Annotated in this window: 18 protein-coding genes; 15 read left to right on the forward strand and 3 right to left on the reverse strand. The window is 58.7% G+C overall.

The genetic code is table 11. From position 1 onward, the window contains the following. Positions 1-198 precede the first annotated feature (198 nt). Complete coding sequence (locus ACZRKZ_RS19020) at positions 199-1,419, reverse strand: CaiB/BaiF CoA transferase family protein (protein ID WP_463967424.1); 1,221 nt, start codon at positions 1,417-1,419, stop codon at positions 199-201. A gap of 13 nt (positions 1,420-1,432) precedes the next feature. Next, entirely contained in the window at positions 1,433-2,614 is a 1,182-nt protein-coding gene (locus tag ACZRKZ_RS19025; protein WP_133100527.1) for an acyl-CoA dehydrogenase family protein, read from the reverse strand. A gap of 157 nt (positions 2,615-2,771) precedes the next feature. On the opposite strand from ACZRKZ_RS19025, the gene ACZRKZ_RS19030 reads away from it, so the two are divergent. The 11 genes from ACZRKZ_RS19030 to ACZRKZ_RS19080 all read left to right on the forward strand — a co-directional run bounded on the left by ACZRKZ_RS19030 (position 2,772) and on the right by ACZRKZ_RS19080 (position 12,913). After that, positions 2,772-3,671 (forward strand): LysR family transcriptional regulator, encoded by a 900-nt coding sequence (locus ACZRKZ_RS19030; protein WP_463967425.1) that lies wholly within the window; start codon positions 2,772-2,774, stop codon positions 3,669-3,671. A 452-nt stretch (positions 3,672-4,123) separates the two neighbouring features. Then, complete coding sequence (locus ACZRKZ_RS19035) at positions 4,124-5,245, forward strand: Re/Si-specific NAD(P)(+) transhydrogenase subunit alpha (protein WP_463982433.1); 1,122 nt, start codon at positions 4,124-4,126, stop codon at positions 5,243-5,245. 15 nt (positions 5,246-5,260) lie between these two features. After that, positions 5,261-5,584: an NAD(P) transhydrogenase subunit alpha part 2 gene (locus ACZRKZ_RS19040; RefSeq protein WP_003187010.1), complete on the forward strand. Its 324-nt coding sequence runs from the start codon at positions 5,261-5,263 to the stop codon at positions 5,582-5,584. Further along, the gene (locus ACZRKZ_RS19045) at positions 5,584-7,020 is read left to right on the forward strand and encodes an NAD(P)(+) transhydrogenase (Re/Si-specific) subunit beta (protein ID WP_463967427.1); all 1,437 of its coding nucleotides are present in this window, start codon (positions 5,584-5,586) and stop codon (positions 7,018-7,020) included. The genes ACZRKZ_RS19040 and ACZRKZ_RS19045 overlap by 1 nt, the downstream gene beginning before the upstream one ends. Positions 7,021-7,200: 180 nt before the next feature. Further along, positions 7,201-8,694: an acetyl-CoA hydrolase/transferase family protein gene (locus ACZRKZ_RS19050; RefSeq protein ID WP_463982434.1), complete on the forward strand. Its 1,494-nt coding sequence runs from the start codon at positions 7,201-7,203 to the stop codon at positions 8,692-8,694. Between the two features lie 318 nt (positions 8,695-9,012). Continuing rightward, positions 9,013-9,228 carry a DUF1127 domain-containing protein gene (locus ACZRKZ_RS19055; RefSeq protein ID WP_007911656.1) on the forward strand — a complete coding sequence of 72 codons (216 nt, stop codon included), beginning with the start codon at positions 9,013-9,015 and terminating at the stop codon, positions 9,226-9,228. A 262-nt stretch (positions 9,229-9,490) separates the two neighbouring features. After that, positions 9,491-9,703: a DUF1127 domain-containing protein gene (locus ACZRKZ_RS19060; RefSeq protein ID WP_463982435.1), complete on the forward strand. Its 213-nt coding sequence runs from the start codon at positions 9,491-9,493 to the stop codon at positions 9,701-9,703. Between the two features lie 168 nt (positions 9,704-9,871). Beyond that, positions 9,872-10,192, forward strand: coding sequence for a DUF2388 domain-containing protein (locus ACZRKZ_RS19065; protein ID WP_463967430.1), 321 nt, complete (start codon positions 9,872-9,874; stop codon positions 10,190-10,192). A 107-nt stretch (positions 10,193-10,299) separates the two neighbouring features. Next, the gene (locus tag ACZRKZ_RS19070; protein ID WP_133100534.1) at positions 10,300-10,608 is read left to right on the forward strand and encodes a DUF2388 domain-containing protein; all 309 of its coding nucleotides are present in this window, start codon (positions 10,300-10,302) and stop codon (positions 10,606-10,608) included. Between the two features lie 26 nt (positions 10,609-10,634). Continuing rightward, positions 10,635-10,955 carry a DUF2388 domain-containing protein gene (locus ACZRKZ_RS19075; RefSeq protein WP_133100535.1) on the forward strand — a complete coding sequence of 107 codons (321 nt, stop codon included), beginning with the start codon at positions 10,635-10,637 and terminating at the stop codon, positions 10,953-10,955. After that, on the forward strand, positions 10,952-12,913 hold the full coding sequence (locus ACZRKZ_RS19080; protein ID WP_463982436.1) for a DUF7844 domain-containing protein: 1,962 nt from the start codon (positions 10,952-10,954) through the stop codon (positions 12,911-12,913). The genes ACZRKZ_RS19075 and ACZRKZ_RS19080 overlap by 4 nt, the downstream gene beginning before the upstream one ends. Here the strand turns inward: ACZRKZ_RS19080 and ACZRKZ_RS19085 are convergent. Next, complete coding sequence (locus ACZRKZ_RS19085; RefSeq protein ID WP_463982437.1) at positions 12,910-13,311, reverse strand: GFA family protein; 402 nt, start codon at positions 13,309-13,311, stop codon at positions 12,910-12,912. The genes ACZRKZ_RS19080 and ACZRKZ_RS19085 overlap by 4 nt on opposite strands. A gap of 298 nt (positions 13,312-13,609) precedes the next feature. Here ACZRKZ_RS19085 and ACZRKZ_RS19090 point away from each other — a divergent pair, with 298 nt between their 5' ends. The 4 genes from ACZRKZ_RS19090 to ACZRKZ_RS19105 all read left to right on the forward strand — a co-directional run bounded on the left by ACZRKZ_RS19090 (position 13,610) and on the right by ACZRKZ_RS19105 (position 19,086). Next, on the forward strand, positions 13,610-14,917 hold the full coding sequence (locus ACZRKZ_RS19090; RefSeq protein ID WP_463967435.1) for a CitMHS family transporter: 1,308 nt from the start codon (positions 13,610-13,612) through the stop codon (positions 14,915-14,917). A gap of 69 nt (positions 14,918-14,986) precedes the next feature. Beyond that, complete coding sequence (locus ACZRKZ_RS19095) at positions 14,987-15,754, forward strand: TerC family protein (RefSeq protein ID WP_463982438.1); 768 nt, start codon at positions 14,987-14,989, stop codon at positions 15,752-15,754. 235 nt (positions 15,755-15,989) lie between these two features. Continuing rightward, positions 15,990-17,648: a Na/Pi cotransporter family protein gene (locus ACZRKZ_RS19100; protein WP_463982439.1), complete on the forward strand. Its 1,659-nt coding sequence runs from the start codon at positions 15,990-15,992 to the stop codon at positions 17,646-17,648. Between the two features lie 55 nt (positions 17,649-17,703). Then, positions 17,704-19,086: a M16 family metallopeptidase gene (locus tag ACZRKZ_RS19105; protein WP_463982440.1), complete on the forward strand. Its 1,383-nt coding sequence runs from the start codon at positions 17,704-17,706 to the stop codon at positions 19,084-19,086. Positions 19,087-19,142: the final 56 nt, after the last annotated feature.

Below are 19,142 nucleotides of genomic sequence, written 5' to 3' on the forward strand. Positions count from 1 at the left end.
ATCGAAACCTACATAACTCTTTGTTTACCAAGGAGTTTTCCGTTTCGACTGCGCCGGAAGTGGGGCGAATTATAGACTTCCAGAATCTGCCGTCAACCCTTAATTTTGGCTTTCTATCAATAAGGTCGATTTGGTTAAAAAGCGATCGCCGCTTCTTCTATATAGAAGGGCTCTCGCACTCTATATAGAAGAAGGCACTCAGATAACGCCTGACTCCTTCAATGCTTCAACACTCGATGAAGACAACCCCAGCACCTGCTGCAACACCTGAAAGGTATGCTCGCCCAACAGGGGAGGCGCACTGCGGTATTCAACAGGCGTCTTGGAAAGGCGAATAGGGCTGGCAACCTGTGGAACCATTCCAGCCAACGCGTGAGGCAGCTCGATAGCCAATCCCCGGGCCTGAACCTGAGGATCGGCAAACACCTGCGCCAAATCATTGATCGGCCCACAAGGCACGCCAACCTTCTCAAGCTGTGCCACCCACTCAGCCGTGGTCTTGAAGACAGTCGCCTGACGAATCAAAGGAATCAGCGCCGCCCTATTGGCCACCCGCAGCTTGTTGGTGGCAAACCGAGGATCATCGGCCCACTGAGGCTGCCCAGCGACCTGAGCAAACTTGCGAAACTGCCCGTCATTACCCACGGTCAGAATGAAATCCCCGTCGGACGTGGGAAAGTCCTGATACGGCACGATATTAGGGTGCGCATTGCCTAGCCGCCTGGGCGACACACCCGTAGTCAGGTAATTCATCGCCTGATTGGCCAGACAAGCCACCTGGACATCCAGCAAGGCCATATCGATATGCTGCCCACCGCCATCATGATCGCGGTGTGCCATGGCCGCCAGAATCGCAACGGTGGAGTAAAGCCCCGTCAGGATATCGGTCAAGGCAACACCTACCTTGACCGGCCCTTCTCCCTCATCGCCCTCAGGTCGACCGGTCAGACTCATAAGCCCGCCCAACCCCTGAATCATGAAGTCATATCCAGCCCGCTTGGCATAAGGACCTGTCTGGCCAAAGCCAGTGATCGAGCAATAGATCAGCTCCGGATTGATTTCCTTGAGCGACTCATAGTCCAAGCCATAAGCCGCCAGGCCACCGACCTTGAAGTTCTCGATCAGAATGTCCGACTTCGCCGCTAGATCTCGAACCAGCTTCTGCCCCTCCGGCCGCGTGAAGTCGATGGTTACCGACTCTTTATTACGATTGGCCGATAAATAGTACGAGGCCTCACTGGTGTTCTCGCCATAAGCGTCCTTAAGGAAGGGCGGGCCCCAGGCGCGGGTATCATCGCCATTGCCAGGCCGTTCGACCTTGATCACCTCAGCCCCGAGGTCCGCTAGAATCTGCCCGGCCCAAGGGCCCGCCAGCACTCGCGACAAATCTAGTACCCGCAGATGCGATAGCGCGCCCATGGTCGTCCTCCTATTAATAGAACGCCTGAATACCGGTTTGGGCGCGCCCCAGAATCAGCGCATGCACGTCGTGAGTACCTTCATAGGTGTTCACCACTTCCAGGTTGACCAGATGACGGGCGATTCCGAACTCGTCGGAGATACCGTTCCCACCGAGCATGTCGCGAGCCATACGGGCAATATCCAACGATTTACCGCACGAGTTGCGCTTCATGATCGAGGTGATCTCGACCGCAGCCGTACCCTCATCCTTCATACGCCCCAAACGCAGGCAGCCTTGCAGGGCCAAGGTGATTTCGGTCTGCATGTCCGCCAGCTTCTTCTGAATCAGCTGGGTAGCGGCCAACGGACGACCGAACTGCTGGCGATCAAGGGTGTATTGGCGAGCCGTGTGCCAGCAGAACTCCGCAGCACCCAATGCCCCCCAGGAAATGCCATAACGCGCCGAGTTGAGGCAAGTGAACGGCCCCTTCAAACCCCGGACATCCGGAAAGATGTTTTCTTCCGGCACAAACACGTTGTCCATGACGATCTCACCCGTGATTGAGGCGCGCAGACCGACCTTGCCGTGAATCGCCGGGGCACTCAGGCCTTTCCAGCCTTTTTCCAAAACAAAACCGCGAATGTCGCCCGCATCGTCCTTGCCCCAAACCACAAACACATCAGCAATCGGGCTGTTGGTGATCCACATCTTGCTGCCGGTAAGGCTGTAGCCGCCATCCACCTTGCGTGCACGAGTAATCATCGCACCCGGGTCGGAACCATGGTCAGGCTCGGTCAGACCGAAACAACCAATCCACTCGCCGGACGCCAGCTTGGGCAGGTACTTTTGCTTTTGCGCTTCAGTACCGAATTCATTGATAGGCACCATGACCAAAGACGACTGCACACTCATCATCGAGCGGTAACCGGAGTCGACGCGCTCGACCTCACGAGCAATCAAGCCATAGCTGACGTAGTTCAAACCGCTGCCGCCGTACTGCTCGGGAATCATTGCCCCCAACAAACCTGTTTCACCCATTTCACGGAAGATCGCCGGGTCAGTCTTTTCATGGCGGAAGGCTTCAAGAACGCGCGGCGCCAGCTTGTCCCGGGCGAACTGCTCGGCACTGTCGCGCACCATGCGCTCTTCTTCGGTGAGCTGCTGATCCAGCAACAGTGGATCGATCCAGTTGAAGCTTGCCTTACCGCCCATGAGTGAGTCCTCGCGAAGTAGATCAAAAGTCGTGCATGGAGCCTAGGCCGGGCAGGCGAGGAGAGCAAACGAGGTTTTTGCATAGCCTTGTGCTAATTTATCACTCCGTAACGATTCAGAAGGGCATATATGCCTTTCATTAGTGAGGGTACGGTACATGCGCAGAAAGATCCCCAGCACCACAGCGCTGGTCAGTTTTGAGGCCGCAGCCCGCCACGAGAGCTTTACCAAGGCGGCGCAGGAGCTTTCCATCACTCAAGGCGCCATCTGTCGACAGATCGCCAGCCTTGAGGAGTTTTTGAGTGTCGAGCTATTTCGGCGGTCGCGCCGCGGGGTGAAGCTGACCGAAGCCGGCCTGTCCTACAGCCGCAGAGTGGCGACTCAACTGGATGCAGTGGAGCGCGATACGCTGTCAGTGATGGGCCAACAAGGTACCAATGTCATCGAACTGGCGGTGGTCCCGACCTTTGGCACCCAATGGCTGATTCCACGCCTCAAGGACTTCCAGCACCAGCACCCAGAAGTCACCGTAAACCTCACCAACCGCACACGGCCCTTTCTGTTTGCCGATACCGAATTCGACGCGGCGATCTACTTCGGAGACGCCGACTGGTCAGGTACCGAATCTCACAGATTGATGGGAGAAAACCCGCTCCCAGTATGCAGCCCGAAACTGCTGGGGGACCGCACACACTTCAGTGCACAAGAGATCGCCGAAATGCCCCTTCTGCAGCAAACCACCCGGCCTTACGCTTGGCGCCAGTGGTTCAACGCGCAGCAACTGAACGTCCCCCGCGACATGACAGGACCCCGTTACGAGCTATTCTCCATGTTGTCCCAGGCAGCCATGCATGACATGGGTGTCGCGCTGATCCCGCCGTTCCTCATTCAACGGGAATTGAGCGAGCACCAGTTGGTGGTTGCCAGCCCTCAGGTCCTCGCAAGCTCAAAGGCCTATTACCTGATGATTCCCGAGAGGAAAGTCGAATCAGCCTCCCTGCATGCGTTCAGAGACTGGCTGATCGACCAGTCACAGCGCTACAACCCTAATGTTTAAACAGGCATCTTACATTGTTGACCATGTAGTCAATTAATATTGAATCCTACAGATGTACATATATGTCGCAATTCGACAGACTGTACCTATCAGTCTTAAATCCGCCTTTAAGCCATGACTTACGTGGCCCACAGCGCCTTATCAAGCCCGATACTCACTTATTCACATCAACGATGGCGAAACTCTTTATTTTCGCCTTTATGCCTTTAGAAACCGGCATTTGACGTAGTTATTTACGGGTATTGCGACAATCAGTCACAGGGTGACTTGTAGTTAATTTTTCGTCACCCGCCATAATCCCTTGATGCTCGTAAAGTTCGCCTGCAAAATGCCGCGCCCCGCTGTCATTTCGGCGGGATCGTGCTGATCGGCCGCCCCAGTCACGCCCTCCATGGCGCGCTGGCCTTTTTACAAAAAGATCAAACGCAAAAAGATCACGCAGGAGATTTGACGTGCACATTGGTGTTCCTCTCGAAACCCAGACCGGTGAAACGCGGGTTGCTGCAACCCCGGAAACCATCAAGAAGCTGATCGGCCAGGGCCATAAGGTCACTGTACAGAGCGGGGCAGGCATTAACGCCAGCATCGTCGACAGTGCCTATGAAACGGCAGGCGCAACCATTGGCAGCGCCAACGATGCATTTGGCGCAGAGCTTATCCTCAAGGTGGTCGCCCCCAGCGACAGCGAACTGACGCTGATCAAAAGCGGCACCGTATTGGTGGGCATGCTCAATCCGTTCAGCAACGAAACCATCACCAAACTCGCCGACCGCGGCATCACCGCCTTCGCCCTTGAGGCGGCGCCGCGCACATCTCGCGCACAAAGCCTGGACGTACTGTCCTCCCAGGCCAACATCGCCGGCTATAAGGCTGTGTTGCTGGCCGCTCATCACTACCCACGCTTCATGCCGATGCTGATGACCGCCGCAGGAACTGTGAAAGCCGCCCGCGTGTTGATTCTCGGCGCTGGCGTTGCTGGCCTGCAGGCGATTGCCACGGCGAAACGGCTGGGCGCAGTGATCGAAGCGTCCGACGTGCGTCCCGCGGTGAAAGAGCAAATCGAATCCCTCGGCGCCAAGTTCGTCGATGTGCCGTATGAAACCGATGAAGAGCGCGAATGCGCCGTCGGCGTCGGTGGTTATGCCCGTCCCATGCCCACCAGCTGGATGCAGCGCCAGGCCCTCGCAGTGCATGAGCGCGCCAAGCAGGCCGATATCGTCATCACTACTGCACTGATCCCCGGTCGCAAGGCACCGACCCTGCTGAGCGCCGAAACCGTCGCGCAGATGAAGCCAGGCTCAGTGGTCATCGACCTCGCCGCAGCCCAGGGCGGTAACTGCCCGTTGACCGTGGCCGATCAAGTGGTCGTGGAAAACGGCGTGACCATTTGCGGCCCGACCAACTTGGCTGGTGCCGTCGCCGCTGATGCCTCGGCCCTGTATGCACGCAACCTGCTGGACTTCCTGAAGCTAGTCTTCACCCAGGAAGGGCAGTTTGAAATCAACCTTGAAGACGACATCGTCGCCGCGTGCCTGATGTGCCGCGACGGCCAAGTCATCCGCAAAAACGCCTAAGCAGGGATTCAGACGATGGAAGAGCTTATCTCCCCCGGTATCTACAACCTGATCATCTTCGTGCTGGCGATTTATGTCGGTTATCACGTGGTCTGGAACGTCACTCCCGCACTGCATACCCCTCTGATGGCGGTGACCAACGCCATTTCGGCGATTGTGATCGTCGGCGCCATGCTCGCCGCAGCGCTGACCGTCACTCCGCTGGGCAAGACCATGGGCACTCTTGCCGTGGCTCTGGCTGCGGTCAACGTGTTCGGCGGCTTCCTGGTCACCCGACGCATGCTTGAGATGTTCAAGAAAAAAGCCCCGAAAGCCGTAAAAGAAGAGGCGCCCAAGTAATGAGCATGAACCTTGTCACGACGCTCTACCTGATCGCGTCGATCTGCTTCATTCAGGCCCTCAAAGGTCTCTCGCACCCGACTACATCCCGACGCGGCAACCTGTTCGGCATGCTCGGCATGGCGCTGGCAGTACTCACCACCGTGGGCCTCATCTATAAGTTGGGCGCTGAGCTGGCCACCGCCGGTATCGGCTACGTGATTGTCGGCCTGCTGGTAGGCGGTACCGCTGGCTCAATCATGGCCAAGCGCGTGGAAATGACCAAGATGCCGGAGCTGGTAGCCTTCATGCACAGCATGATCGGCCTGGCTGCGGTGTTTATCGCCATTGCCGCTGTGGTTGAGCCGCAGTCCCTGGGTATCGTCAAACAGCTGGGAGATGCGATCCCTGCTGGCAACCGTCTGGAGCTATTCCTCGGTGCGGCCATCGGCGCCATCACCTTCTCCGGCTCGGTAATCGCCTTCGGCAAGTTGTCGGGCAAATACAAGTTCCGCCTGTTCCAGGGCGCATCAGTACAGTTCGGTGGCCAGCACAAGTTGAACCTGGTGCTGGGCCTGGCGACCCTGGGCCTTGGCCTGGCCTTCATGTTCACCGGCAACCTCAGCGCCTTTGCTCTGATGCTGGCCCTAGCGTTCGTGTTGGGCGTGCTGATCATCATCCCGATTGGCGGCGCCGACATGCCGGTGGTCGTATCGATGCTCAACAGCTATTCCGGCTGGGCAGCAGCGGGCATTGGCTTCTCGCTGAACAACTCGATGCTGATCATCGCCGGCTCGCTGGTAGGCTCCAGCGGCGCGATCCTTTCGTACATCATGTGCAAGGCGATGAACCGCTCCTTCTTTAATGTGCTGCTCGGCGGGTTCGGCACCACGACAGAGGCCGCCGGCCCGGCAGGCTCGAAAGAGGCGCGCCCAGTGAAATCCGGCTCGGCCGATGACGCCACCTTCCTGCTGACCAACGCCGACACCGTGATCATCGTTCCCGGTTACGGCCTGGCGGTAGCACGAGCACAACATGCGCTCAAAGAGTTGACCGAGAAGCTGACCCAACGTGGCGTGACCGTGAAGTACGCGATCCACCCGGTCGCCGGTCGTATGCCTGGCCACATGAACGTACTGCTGGCCGAGGCGGAAGTGCCTTACGACCAGGTGTTCGAGATGGAAGACATCAACTCCGAGTTCGGCCAGGCCGACGTGGTGCTAGTGCTTGGCGCCAACGATGTGGTCAACCCGGCCGCCAAGAACGATCCGAAATCGCCGATCGCCGGCATGCCGATTCTCGAAGCGTTCAAGGCCAAGACCATCATCGTCAACAAGCGTTCGATGGCCAGCGGCTATGCCGGCCTGGACAACGAACTGTTCTACCTGGACAAAACCATGATGGTCTTCGGCGACGCCAAGAAAGTCATCGAAGACATGGTCAAGGCCGTCGAATAAACACTGCTCCAGCGCAACACCCAAAACCCCGGCCTTTAGTAGGCTGGGGTTTTTTATTATCGAGGAAAACCCGACCAAAGGCTCTAAATCGCTGCCCTGCATTCGACCATGGTAGCGGGACGAAACTTTTTGAAATCACTAGACTGCCCACCTTGCCTCCGTTGCCCGAGATAACAATCCATGTACCGTGATCGTATCCGCTTGCCTTCGCTGTTGAACAAGGTCATGAGCGCTGCCGATGCCGCCGCCCTGATCCAGGACGGCATGACCGTCGGCATGAGCGGCTTCACCCGCGCCGGTGAAGCCAAGGCCGTGCCCCACGCCCTGGCCGAGCGCGCCAAGACCTCGCCGCTGAAAATCACCCTGATGACCGGCGCGAGCCTGGGCAACGACCTGGACAAACAGCTGACCGAAGCCGGGGTACTGTCACGCCGCATGCCGTTCCAGGTCGACAGCACCCTGCGCAAGGCCATCAATGCCGGCGAAGTGATGTTCATCGACCAGCACCTGTCGGAAACCGTCGAGCTGCTGCGCAACAAGCAACTCAAGCTGCCAGACATTGCCATCATCGAAGCCGTCGCCATCACCGAGCAAGGGCACATCGTGCCAACAACCTCGGTCGGCAACTCGGCCAGCTTTGCGATTTTCGCCAAGCACGTGATCATCGAGATCAACATGGCGCACAACCCAAACCTGGAAGGCCTGCACGACATCTACATACCGTCCTATCGCCCGACCCGCACACCGATCCCACTGGTGAAGGTAGACGACCGTATTGGCAGCACCGCAATCCCGATTCCGCCGGAAAAGATTGTCGCCATCGTCATCACCAACCAGGCAGACTCAGTGTCCACCGTGGCGGCGCCCGACAGCGATACTCAATCGATCGCCAATCACCTGATCCACTTCCTCAAAGAGGAAGTGGATGCCGGCCGTATGACCAACAAGCTCGGCCCGCTGCAAGCGGGTATCGGCAACATTGCCAACGCGGTGATGTGCGGCTTGATCGACTCGCCGTTTGAAGACCTGACCATGTATTCGGAAGTGCTTCAGGACTCGACCTTCGACCTGATCGACGCAGGCAAGCTGAGCTTTGCCTCGGGCAGCTCAATCACCTTGTCGGAACGTCGGAACGCTGATGTGTTCGGTAACCTGGAGCGCTACAAGGACAAACTGGTGCTACGTCCACAGGAAATTTCCAACCACCCGGAAGTAGTGCGGCGCCTGGGCATCATCGGCATCAATACCGCGCTGGAGTTCGACATCTACGGCAACGTCAACTCCACCCATATCTGCGGCACACGGATGATGAACGGTATTGGCGGCTCAGGCGATTTCGCCCGCAATGCGCACTTGGCGATCTTCGTCACCAAGTCGATTGCCAAAGGCGGGGCGATTTCCAGCGTGGTGCCCATGGTGAGTCACGTCGACCATACCGAACATGATGTCGACATCCTTGTGACCGAAGTGGGCCTGGCAGATCTGCGGGGCCTGGCTCCACGGGAACGGGCACGGGTGATCATCGATAACTGTGTACATCCAGCCTACCGCGACGCGCTGAACACCTACTTCACTACAGCCTGCACCCTGGGTGGGCATACCCCGCACATCCTGCGCGAAGCACTGAGCTGGCACATCAACCTGGAAGAAACCGGGCATATGCTGAAAGCGTAATTGATACAGATCCGGGCTGATGCAAATACAGTTTCATCAGCCTTGGATTGCCAGCGTAGATTCCGCAAAAAACTGTACTGCTGTACCGGTCATTTCCTACCAAAAAATCCTACAATCACCCTCATAAACACCTATAACGCACCATTTAAGTGCACACAGGTACAGTTTCCTCATTTTCGTACAGTACAGCCGCTATAAACAGTTAACTGGCCCCTCACAATACAGATGAACTGTATCTAGAGAGTCTTGCGCCGGAGGAGGATCATTGGCATCAGTTAAACCACTACCTAATCCCGCCACAAGCGGAAGGATGTCACCATGGAACGTACACTCAGTTCCGAACTGTTCTTCGAAGACAAAGCTGTAAATACCCAGGCTTCCTTGCCTTTGCGCGTTATCGCCAACCTGATGTTGTGGCAGCGCCGCATCTCCAGCCGCCATCAATTGGCTCGCCTGGATTCGCGTCTGCTGGCTGATGCCGGGATCAGCGAAGCTCAACGCTACGAAGAGCTGAGCAAGCCGTTCTGGCGCTAATGTAGCGCCCGCTGGTCCGAACCCACTGGGTCCACCGCCAGCATCCCGAATTGTTATAGCAAGACCCGCCCCGGGTGACTGGAGGCGGGTTTTGTTGTTTTTGGAACCTCGATTTCAGACAGCACACAGAAGGCCTGTCAAAAGAGCAGTACAGTTAAAAAAACAAAACAATTAAACAGTACAATTTATTATTAGTGTATCTGTACCGGTAATCGCAACAAGCCCAGCATGGTGCTCCAGAACACCAAGAAAGGCGCTCGCCATGAACCCCCTGCCAAATACCCTCGCCACCTTTGCACGATGTAATCTTTTTAAACGCCTTCTGCGCCGCGCCGCCTACACATTAACCCAATGGGCACGGCGCGCCCGCACGCGGCGCCAGTTGGCCGAGCTCGACCCACGAGAATTGTCAGATGCAGGTATCAGCCATGGCGACCGAATGGCCGAACTGTCCAAGCCCTTCTGGAGCGAGTAATCACGCCTACCGCCGGGACAGGCTATCCGAACAGATAAGTGGCAGCTAATATCCTGCTACCACGTGGCGAGCTCTGTAGAACGCGCGTCTGATGCCCTACGGCAACAACGCCCCGCTTACAGCGGCGGCTCTGCGCCACCTTCTTAGTTCATTCACAGGAGTCACCCCATGTCCCGTCTTCGTCTGCTGAGCGCTGCAGCCCTGCTGGTCCTGGCCGCTAACGCAAACGCTACCAGCCTGATCGTGACCACCGATTCGATCGTCGGCGCGCTAAAAGCTACTTCCGACGCCACCTCCGATGCCACGTCCTCACTGCGTGACAACAAGGTCGTACGCGCCGCCCGCGACGACGCGGCCAGCTTTGTTGCCAGCGAAGGCGCCATTCGTGGCGTGAAACTGGAAAGCGCCCTGGCGCAGATCCGCCAGCAAGCGCCACAACTCAATACAGCGACCGACGCGCAATTGGCCCAAGCCATCCTGGCGATCTGACCGCAAACCGGGACGAAGGGAACGCCAGCCGTTCCCTGAGACCTCGGCGCTGGCTCTCGCCCGGGCATTGCGCTAGCCTTGGCACTCGTTTTCAGTTGTCGAGTCCCATGGCTTTTTCATACCGCTTGTTGATTGTCCCTGCATTGCTTGCTGGCTGCTGGTCCGGTTCGGCCCTGGCCTTTGATCTGTCCACCCAAAGCATCGTAGTCAGCGCTTATGCCACCAGCAAAGTGACCTCCGCCCCGTTCGACAATAAATTGATACTGGCCGCCCAGGATGACGCTGCTGCTTTCATTGCCACTGACGGCCAATGGCGGGGAGCCCAGCTGGAATCAGCGTTGGATTATCTACGTCGTACCCAGCCAAAACTTAAGTCCAGCGACCTTGAACTGGCTCAGGCAATTCTCGTCCAATAATCATCTTTGTCTTACGGAGTTATTCCATGCGTAGCCCGCTGATCGCCGCCGCCCTCGGCCTGCTGTTGTTGGCCGATGTTGCCCAGGCACAAACCCTGGTGGCCACCAGTAACATCATCGTCCGGGCCTCTGGCCGTACCATTGATTTCACCTCGGACACCACCACCTCAATCCGAGATTCAAAAATTGTGCGCGAAGCCCACGATGATGCCGCCAGTTTCGTCGCCAGCGATGGCAACATTCGCGGCGCCCAACTGGAAGCAGCCTTCAACACCCTGCGTACCCGCGTGCCAGAAGCCCGTGACGCTAGTGACCAGATACTCGCCGAAGCCATCCTCGCACTGTGAGGCGCCTTGCCGCCTGGCTATTGGCCGCAACTGTACTGCTGTGTGGCAACGCCGCCCAAGCTAGCCTGCAACTGCGGCTCAAGACCGACGGTTTGAGCCCGGCCGAACAGCAGGCCAGCCAGGCATTACTCGATGACGCCATGCAGTCCTTGCCACCGCGCTTCATTGAGCAGTTGGACCGGCGCATAGACGTCGGCTGGACCAATGACATGCCCGGCAACGCCTACGGCCAGGCATCCCTGGTGTCCGAGCTGGACCTCAACCGCAACCTTCTGGCCAGCCTTACCGACGGCACGGCTGCCACTAAAAAAACCAATCGCCCCCACGGCACCGTACGCCGGGAAATGCTCGCCACCGTGCTGCATGAACTGACCCACATCTACGACCGCGCCCGCCTGTGGCCCAACGCTGACCGCGCGCGGATCCAGCGCTGCAGCCGCCAAAACAGCATCACCGGCCTGATTGGCCTACCCGATCAATGCCGCGGGCAAAATGACCGCCGCTTCACCCTCAGCGACGACCCGCGCCTGCTGGACCTGGCTGGTTGGCCGCAATACGTCGGCCGGCGTGGCGAGCGCGAACAGCACAACCGGCAGATTGCCCGCAGCCCTGACATCTACGAAATCACCAATCCCAAGGAGTATGTCGCGGTCAACATGGAGTATTTCCTCCTCGACCCGAGCTACGCCTGCCGCCGTCCCTCGCTGTACCGCTATTACAAGGAGCACTTTGGTTGGGCGCCGCCAGCCAAGGACAACTGCGCCAAGACCTTCGCCTTCCTCAACGCCGGCAACGATTTCGCCAAGACCCCGCTGGGCCAGGTTGACCCAGAACGGGTCTACGCCATCGATTACCTGCTGGCCGAAGCCAACCAGAACCTGGTCAGCCGCTGGGGCCACAGCATGCTACGCCTGGTGATCTGCGCACCGGGCCGGCCACGGGGTCCGGATTGCCGACTGGATCTGGATCAGCACCTGGTGTTGTCCTACCGCGCCTTCGTTGGTGACGTACAGCTGTCGAGCTGGGATGGCCTGGTGGGCAAGTACCCGTCGCGACTATTCGTGCTGCCATTGGCCCAGGTCATCGATGAATACACCAAGACCGAATTGCGCGGGCTGGCTTCTGTGCCGCTGATCCTGACGCGACAAGAGATCAACGACACTGTCGAGCATGCCGCCGAGATGCACTGGAGCTACGACGGCAATTACTACTTCATCTCCAACAACTGCGCGGTGGAAAGCCTAAAACTGTTACGCAGTGGCAGCGCCAACCCGCAATTGACCGGCCTGGACAACATCACCCCCAACGGCCTGCTGGAAGTGCTCAAGGGCCGGGGCTTGGCCGATACCAGCGTGCTGGACGATCCCAAAGAGGCCCTGCGCCTGGGCTATCACTTCGACTCTTTCCGCGAGCGCTACCAGGCGATGTTCGAGGTGCTGAAAAAGCACCTGCCGATCAAACAAACCCAAGTCGAAGACTGGCTGGCACTGAGTGCCAAGGAACGCCGCCCATGGTTCGCCCAGGCCGACCTACGCACCAGCGCCGCGCTGCTACTGTTGGAGCAGGCGAGCTTCCGGCGACAGCTGATGCTGGCCCAAGATGAAGTCAAACAACGCTACCTGGGCGCTCGCGAGCTGAAGAACGGCGGCATGGACAAAGCCAACGCCACCTTGCAGCAGATCCTCGCCAACAGCGGCTTTCTTAGTCGCCCGGCAGAGCTGCTGGGCAGTAGCGGCTATGGATTGCCCCAGCCAGTGGAGTCCAGGCGCCTGGAGTCTGAGAGCAGCCTGCGCCAAAAGCAGCTGCAATCGCTGACCGGCGAACTGGACAAGGAAGTGAGAGCGCTGCTGGAGCCTTCAAGGGCGGCAGAGATTGCTGAGTGCGAGGCCAATCTCAAGCAGGTCGGCGAACACCTGCGGGCCTTGCACAAGGCCGCCGGTGGATTGGAGTTGCCTTAGAGCTGCTCTTCATCCTCCTGCGGTAACTGCTCATCCAGATGCACCCACGGCAACCGGCTCGTCACCCAGATATGCCGATCCGCTGGTGCATCTTCTGGATGATCCAGGGTCGCGATGGTCACATCGATATTTTCCGGGCTCAGCCGCGTCACCAGCGCCAACTGCGCCCCACAGTGAGAACAGAAATACCGCATACAACTCTCAGAAGAGTCGTACTGTGCAGGCAGCCCTGTCATCCAGGCAAACGCTGCACGGGGCAGGGTGATCCAGGTGGTCACCAACCCACCGCTAACCCTGCGGCAAATCGAACAGTGGCAATGGGCGATATCTACCAACGGCCCGCTGAACTGATAACGCACCCTGCCGCAATGGCAGCCGCCTGCATGCAAATCGCTCATCTCCCAAGCCCCTGGATGCTCTATGCCAGCAGATTACTCCCCGTCGCCTGTTTTTCCAGCGAAAGCTGGCTGAAAGCTTGCGCGATTAGGATCGCCCCCACTTCCGGCAATAGACCGGCAGGCCTGCCTGAGCGTTCCGACGCCCAACGGCCCAATTAACAACAACAATGGTGATTCTGATGCCTGCTCGTACCCGCCTGTTTGCCCCGACTCCTCCCGTACGCCTCGCGCTTTTCGTTCTGCGCTGACCAACCCTCGGTTCGCCATTCCCTAGCCGCGCTACGCCTGGAGTATTCCTATGCTGACTTTCCTTGGCTTTGCCATGGTCATCACGTTCATGTTCCTGATCATGACCAAGCGCCTGTCCGCGCTGATCGCCCTAATCATCGTACCCATCCTGTTCGCGCTGTTCGGCGGCTTTGCGCCGAAAATCGGCCCGATGATGCTCGAAGGCATCACCAAGCTGGCGCCAACCGGCGTGATGCTGATGTTCGCCATCCTCTATTTTGCCCTGATGATCGACTCTGGCCTGTTCGACCCGGCCGTGCGCAAGATCCTCAAACTGGTCAAGGGCGACCCGCTGAAAGTCTCGGTCGGTACTGCAGTGCTGGCGCTGGTGGTGTCCCTGGACGGTGACGGCGCCACTACCTACATGATTTGCGTGGCCGCCATGCTGCCGCTGTACAAGCGCATCGGTATGAGCCCGCGGATCATGGCCGGCCTGATCATCCTCGCTGGCGGCGTGATGAATATGACACCATGGGGCGGCCCGACCGCTCGTGCTGCCAGCGCACTGCATGTGGACCCATCGGACATTTTCGTACCGATGATTCCGGCGATGCTCGCAGGCGTGGTGGCTATCCTGGTGATTGCCTACATGTACGGTAAACGCGAACGTGCCCGTCTCGGCGAATTACACCTGCTAGGCGATGAAATCGACCACAGCGAAATCAGCGTCTCGCAATACCCCGACGCCCGCCGTCCGAAGCTGATCTGGTTCAACGGCGCCCTGACCCTGGTCCTGATGTGCACACTGATCGCCGGCCTGTTACCGCTGCCCGTGCTGTTCATGGTGGCCTTCAGTATCGCGATGATCGTCAACTACCCGTGCCTGCAACAACAGAAAGACCGCGTCGCCGCCCACGCCGGTAGCGTCCTGGCGGTGGTCGGGTTGATCTTCGCCGCCGGTATCTTCACCGGCATCCTGTCGGGCACCGGCATGGTCGATGCCATGTCCAAGAGCCTGCTGGCGGTCATTCCCGATGCCCTTGGCCCTTACCTTGCCGTAATCACCGCACTGGTGAGCATGCCGTTCACTTTCTTCATGTCCAACGATGCGTTTTACTACGGCGTACTGCCGGTACTGGCCGAAGCCGCCAGCCACTACGGCATCACCGCCGTAGAAATGGCCCGCGCCTCGATCGTTGGCCAGCCGGTACACTTGCTCAGCCCGCTGGTGCCGTCGACTTACCTGCTGGTGGCCCTGGCCGGTATCGAATTTGGCGATCACCAGCGTTTCACCCTCAAGTGGGCAGTGCTGGTGTGCCTGTGCATAATGGTTGCCGCGTTGCTGATGGGGATTTTTCCGCTGTTCAGCACTCTATAATCGTACAACTCACTGCGCCGACCTGACCTGAGGGTTGGCGCGGTCCAGCACTCGCTCAAAGGAATACACATGGAATGGCTGAGCAATCCGGAAATCTGGATTGCCTTCTTCACCCTGACAGCTCTTGAGATCGTCCTGGGCATCGATAACATCATCATGATTTCGATCCTGGTCAGCCGCATGCCCAAGCATATGCAGGCGCGCACCCGGATCTTCGGCCTGGCCCTCGCCATGATCACGCGCATCCTGTTGCTGCTATCGATCACTTGGGTCATGCGCCTTACAGGTGACTTGCTCACGGTGGCCGGCCACGACATTTCCGGTCGCGACCTGATCCTGTTCTTCGGTGGCCTGTTCCTGCTGTGGAAAAGCTCCCAAGAGATGTATCACGCGCTGGAAGGTGAAGACGAAACCCACGACGAGCCAACAGGCAAGGGTGGCAAGTTCATCTACACCATCATCCAGATTGCGATCATCGACATCGTCTTCTCGCTGGACTCGGTCATTACCGCCGTGGGTATGGTTTCCCACGTTCCAGTGATGGTGGCGGCGATCATCGTCGCCGCACTGGTGATGATGCTGGCCGTTGGCACCATCAGCGACTTCATCGACAAACACCCATCGCTGAAGATGCTGGCGCTGTCCTTCCTGCTCGTAGTGGGTACCGTATTAATCGCCGAAGCCTTCGACGTTCACATGCCAAAAGGCTACGTCTACTTCGCCATGGCGTTCTCGCTGGCTGTGGAAGCGGTGAACATCAAGATGCGCACCGCCATCGCGAAAAAGAAAAAACAGCAGGGCCCTGTGAAACTACGCAAGGATATTCCGGGTCAATAAACTTGCGCAGACCAAAATCTAGGCGTCCTCGCTCCTACAGGAAAGAGGCTTTCGGGCCTCTTTTTTTCAGCTGCAAAAAGCTGATTTCATGACAGTTTTGTTTCAATCCCTTCTTTAGCTATGCGATGCTGGCGCGCAGCCCATTCGCCAACTACAGCTTAAGTACACAACGTAGAACAATACGCGGCACCAACCATTTGCTCCTTTGGAGCACGACCAACACAGGGGGCCGAGCATGCTGACCCTGCTCAATCTGCTTTCCGCGGTGACCCTGCTGATCTGGGGCACGCACATCGTCCGTACCGGCATCCTGCGGGTCTACGGCTCCAACTTGCGCCAGGTTATCGGGCAGAACATGTCCAAGCGCTGGCTGGCATTCATCGCCGGGATACTGGTCACCGCCATGGTGCAAAGCAGCAACGCCACGGCGATGCTGGTGACCTCATTTGTCGGCCAGGGCCTGATGGGCCTGACGCCCGCCCTGGCGACCATGCTCGGCGCCGACGTTGGTACCGCATTAATGGCCCGGGTGCTGACCCTCGACCTGTCCTGGCTATCGCCGCTGCTGATTTTTCTTGGCGTGATTTTCTTCCTGTCCCGCAAACAAACGCGAATCGGACAAATGGGCCGCGTCGGCATCGGCCTGGGCCTGATCATCCTCGCGCTGCAATTGATCGTCGAAGCCGCTGGGCCCATTACCCATGCCCAGGGCGTCAAGGTGCTGTTCGCCTCGCTGACCGGCGACATTCTGCTCGATGCCCTGATAGGCGCATTGTTCGCGATGATTTCCTACTCCAGCCTGGCTGCCGTGCTGCTGACCGCCACACTGGCCGGCGCCGGCGTGATCGGCCTGCACGTGGCCATAGGCCTGGTAATCGGCTCCAACATCGGCTCCGGCGTGCTGGCCTTTCTCAGCACCAGCATGCAGAACGCCGCCGGGCGCCAGGTCGCGCTGGGCAGCTTGCTGTACAAGCTGATCGGCTTGCTGCTGATTATTCCGGTCCTCGATCCGCTGGTGCAGTGGATGGACACCCTGGACTACAGCACCCAAGGCATGGTCATCACCTTTCACCTGCTCTACAACGTCACCCGTTGCCTGATCCTGTTGCCCACTATCGGCCCGATGGCGCGTTTGTGTGCCTGGCTGCTGCCGGAGCGGCCGGAGGTCAACGGCCTGGCCAAACCCCGTCACCTAGACCTGACGGCACTGGCCACCCCAAGCCTGGCGCTGGCCAATGCCGCGCGGGAAACCCTGCGCCTGGGAGACTTGATCGACAATATGCTGACCTCAATGCTGGAAGTGCTGCGGGGCAATCAAACCGCAATCACCCAGGAAATGCGCAGCATCAGCGACGATGTCGAAGCCCTCTACAGCGCCATCAAGCTCTACCTGGCGCAGATGCCTCGCGAAGACCTCAGCGAACAGGACAGCCGCCGCTGGGCCGAGATCATTGAACTTGCGATCAATCTGAAACTGGCCGGCGACTTGATCGAGCGCATGCTGCGCAAGGTCCAGCAGCAAAAAACCTCCCAGCGCCGCTCGTTTTCCGAAGTTGGCCTGGAAGAACTGGCCGGCCTGCACAGCCAATTAATCGCCAACCTGCGCCTGGGCCTTTCGGTGTTTCTCAGTGCCGACCCGGAAAGCGCCCGGCAATTACTGCGTGAAAAACGCCGCTTCCGCGCCCAGGAACGGCGCCTGGCCCACGCCCACGTCAGCCGCCTCCAACGAAAGATCGTACAGAGCATCGAGACCAGTTCCCTGCATCTGGAGTTGATTGCCGACATGAAGCGCCTGAACTCGTTGTTCTGCAGCAGCGCCTATGTGGTTCTGGAAACCTCCGAAACCGGCGCACTGGCGACGGACAATATCGCCGACATCACCCATTCGCCCTGAACGTACGGCGGTGCGTGAAGTCAGTTAAAACGGACCTCACGCCAGGAAGCTTGTTATGCGTCGCCTGTTATTCGCCTGCCTGCTCATGGGCTCGGCACATGCCTTTGCCTTTGATCGCTTGCAGGTAGAAGGCTATATGTTACCCAACGGCCTGCAATTGCTGCTCAAGCCGGGCACCGCGCGTGGGCACGTGGCCATTCGTTTGGTGGTCGGCGTTGGTCTGGACGACTTCAGTTGCCAAGACAAGGAGCTGCCGCATCTGCTGGAGCACCTGCTGTTCAGCGGTATCGGCGGCGGCGAAGGGGCTCTGGAAGAGCAGATGCAAGCCCTGGGCGGCGAATGGAACGCCTTCACCAGCAACGCCGACACCACCTTCGTCATCGAGGCACCGGCGCACAACCAGCGCAAGGTGCTGGACCTGTTGCTGGCGATCCTGACCCGAACCGAGCTGAACGACACCGCCATCACTGCCGCCAAGCAAGTGGTCGAGCGCGAAGATGGCGGCCATTACTCCCACTTGCAACGCCTACTGGATCGCCAGGACCTGGGCCACAACGCCAGCAATCAACTGGCGGTAGAGTTAGGCATCAAGTGCGCCGAACGGGCAGAAGTCCACGACTTGACCCGCGACCAACTGGAAAAGGTACGAAAGGATTGGTACGCACCCAACAACATGACCCTGATCATCGTCGGCGACCTGGACAAGTTGCTGCCGGCCTACCTGGAACGCACCTACGGACAGCTCGACCCGGTAGACCCCAGCGAACATCGGCCCCTGCCGCAGATTCAGCACGCCGCAGCCACTCACCGCGATCTGATCCACGGCTGGGTCGGCGATGGCGCCAAGCTGCACTGGCTGTTCCCGGAACCGGTGCAGGACGATCAACACGACGAAACCTACGACCTGCTCAAGGACTACATGGACTGGGCGCTGTATCGCCAACTGCGGCTCAAGCACGGTTTGTCCTACGGCCCGTGGAGCGAGCGGGAGGTGCTCGGCGGCGTTGGTTTCCTGAGCCTCAACGCCGACCTTGAACGCGACAACCTGCCCGAAGCCGAGCAGGTGCTGGAAACCCTCAAGACCACACTGCTCAAGGACGGCCTCGACCCGACCACCTTCGCTCGCCTGAAACAGGCTGCCATCGCCCGCCAGGCCTGGGCCGTGCAGGGCAACAGCGCGCTGGCCGACTATTACTGGAGCGCCTCGGGCGACTACATCGACGGGCGCTTCAGTGACCCGGTCAAGCGCATCAAGGCGGTCAGCCTGGAGCAGACCAACCAGGCCATGCGCCAGGTCCTTAACCAGACCGGCTACTGGCGCATCGAAAAACCACTGCTTAGCTACGACGCTCTCAACTGGGTCGGCGCAGGCGTTCTGGGGCTGATCGCGATTGTGTTGCTGGGTCTGCGGCGTTATCGCAAAGCGATTGCGCAATGACACCCCAATGAAACGGCTAAGGCGTTATTCTGTCTGGGATTTTCCCCGACAAAGAC

It is taken from the genome of Pseudomonas sp. c313, assembly GCF_055407145.1.

What these genes read in the sequence shown, in the direction of transcription:
- ACZRKZ_RS19075 (WP_133100535.1), top strand. Translation starts at nt 10,635, where the DNA reads ATGCGTAGCCCGCTGATCGCCGCCGCCCTCGGCCTGCTGTTGTTGGCC.
- ACZRKZ_RS19085 (WP_463982437.1), bottom strand. Translation starts at nt 13,311, where the DNA reads ATGAGCGATTTGCATGCAGGCGGCTGCCATTGCGGCAGGGTGCGTTAT.
- ACZRKZ_RS19105 (WP_463982440.1), top strand. Translation starts at nt 17,704, where the DNA reads ATGCGTCGCCTGTTATTCGCCTGCCTGCTCATGGGCTCGGCACATGCC.
- ACZRKZ_RS19065 (WP_463967430.1), top strand. Translation starts at nt 9,872, where the DNA reads ATGTCCCGTCTTCGTCTGCTGAGCGCTGCAGCCCTGCTGGTCCTGGCC.
- ACZRKZ_RS19060 (WP_463982435.1), top strand. Translation starts at nt 9,491, where the DNA reads ATGAACCCCCTGCCAAATACCCTCGCCACCTTTGCACGATGTAATCTT.
- ACZRKZ_RS19030 (WP_463967425.1), top strand. Translation starts at nt 2,772, where the DNA reads ATGCGCAGAAAGATCCCCAGCACCACAGCGCTGGTCAGTTTTGAGGCC.
- ACZRKZ_RS19040 (WP_003187010.1), top strand. Translation starts at nt 5,261, where the DNA reads ATGGAAGAGCTTATCTCCCCCGGTATCTACAACCTGATCATCTTCGTG.
- ACZRKZ_RS19100 (WP_463982439.1), top strand. Translation starts at nt 15,990, where the DNA reads ATGCTGACCCTGCTCAATCTGCTTTCCGCGGTGACCCTGCTGATCTGG.
- ACZRKZ_RS19020 (WP_463967424.1), bottom strand. Translation starts at nt 1,419, where the DNA reads ATGGGCGCGCTATCGCATCTGCGGGTACTAGATTTGTCGCGAGTGCTG.
- ACZRKZ_RS19090 (WP_463967435.1), top strand. Translation starts at nt 13,610, where the DNA reads ATGCTGACTTTCCTTGGCTTTGCCATGGTCATCACGTTCATGTTCCTG.
- ACZRKZ_RS19055 (WP_007911656.1), top strand. Translation starts at nt 9,013, where the DNA reads ATGGAACGTACACTCAGTTCCGAACTGTTCTTCGAAGACAAAGCTGTA.
- ACZRKZ_RS19025 (WP_133100527.1), bottom strand. Translation starts at nt 2,614, where the DNA reads ATGGGCGGTAAGGCAAGCTTCAACTGGATCGATCCACTGTTGCTGGAT.
- ACZRKZ_RS19045 (WP_463967427.1), top strand. Translation starts at nt 5,584, where the DNA reads ATGAGCATGAACCTTGTCACGACGCTCTACCTGATCGCGTCGATCTGC.
- ACZRKZ_RS19095 (WP_463982438.1), top strand. Translation starts at nt 14,987, where the DNA reads ATGGAATGGCTGAGCAATCCGGAAATCTGGATTGCCTTCTTCACCCTG.
- ACZRKZ_RS19070 (WP_133100534.1), top strand. Translation starts at nt 10,300, where the DNA reads ATGGCTTTTTCATACCGCTTGTTGATTGTCCCTGCATTGCTTGCTGGC.
- ACZRKZ_RS19050 (WP_463982434.1), top strand. Translation starts at nt 7,201, where the DNA reads ATGTACCGTGATCGTATCCGCTTGCCTTCGCTGTTGAACAAGGTCATG.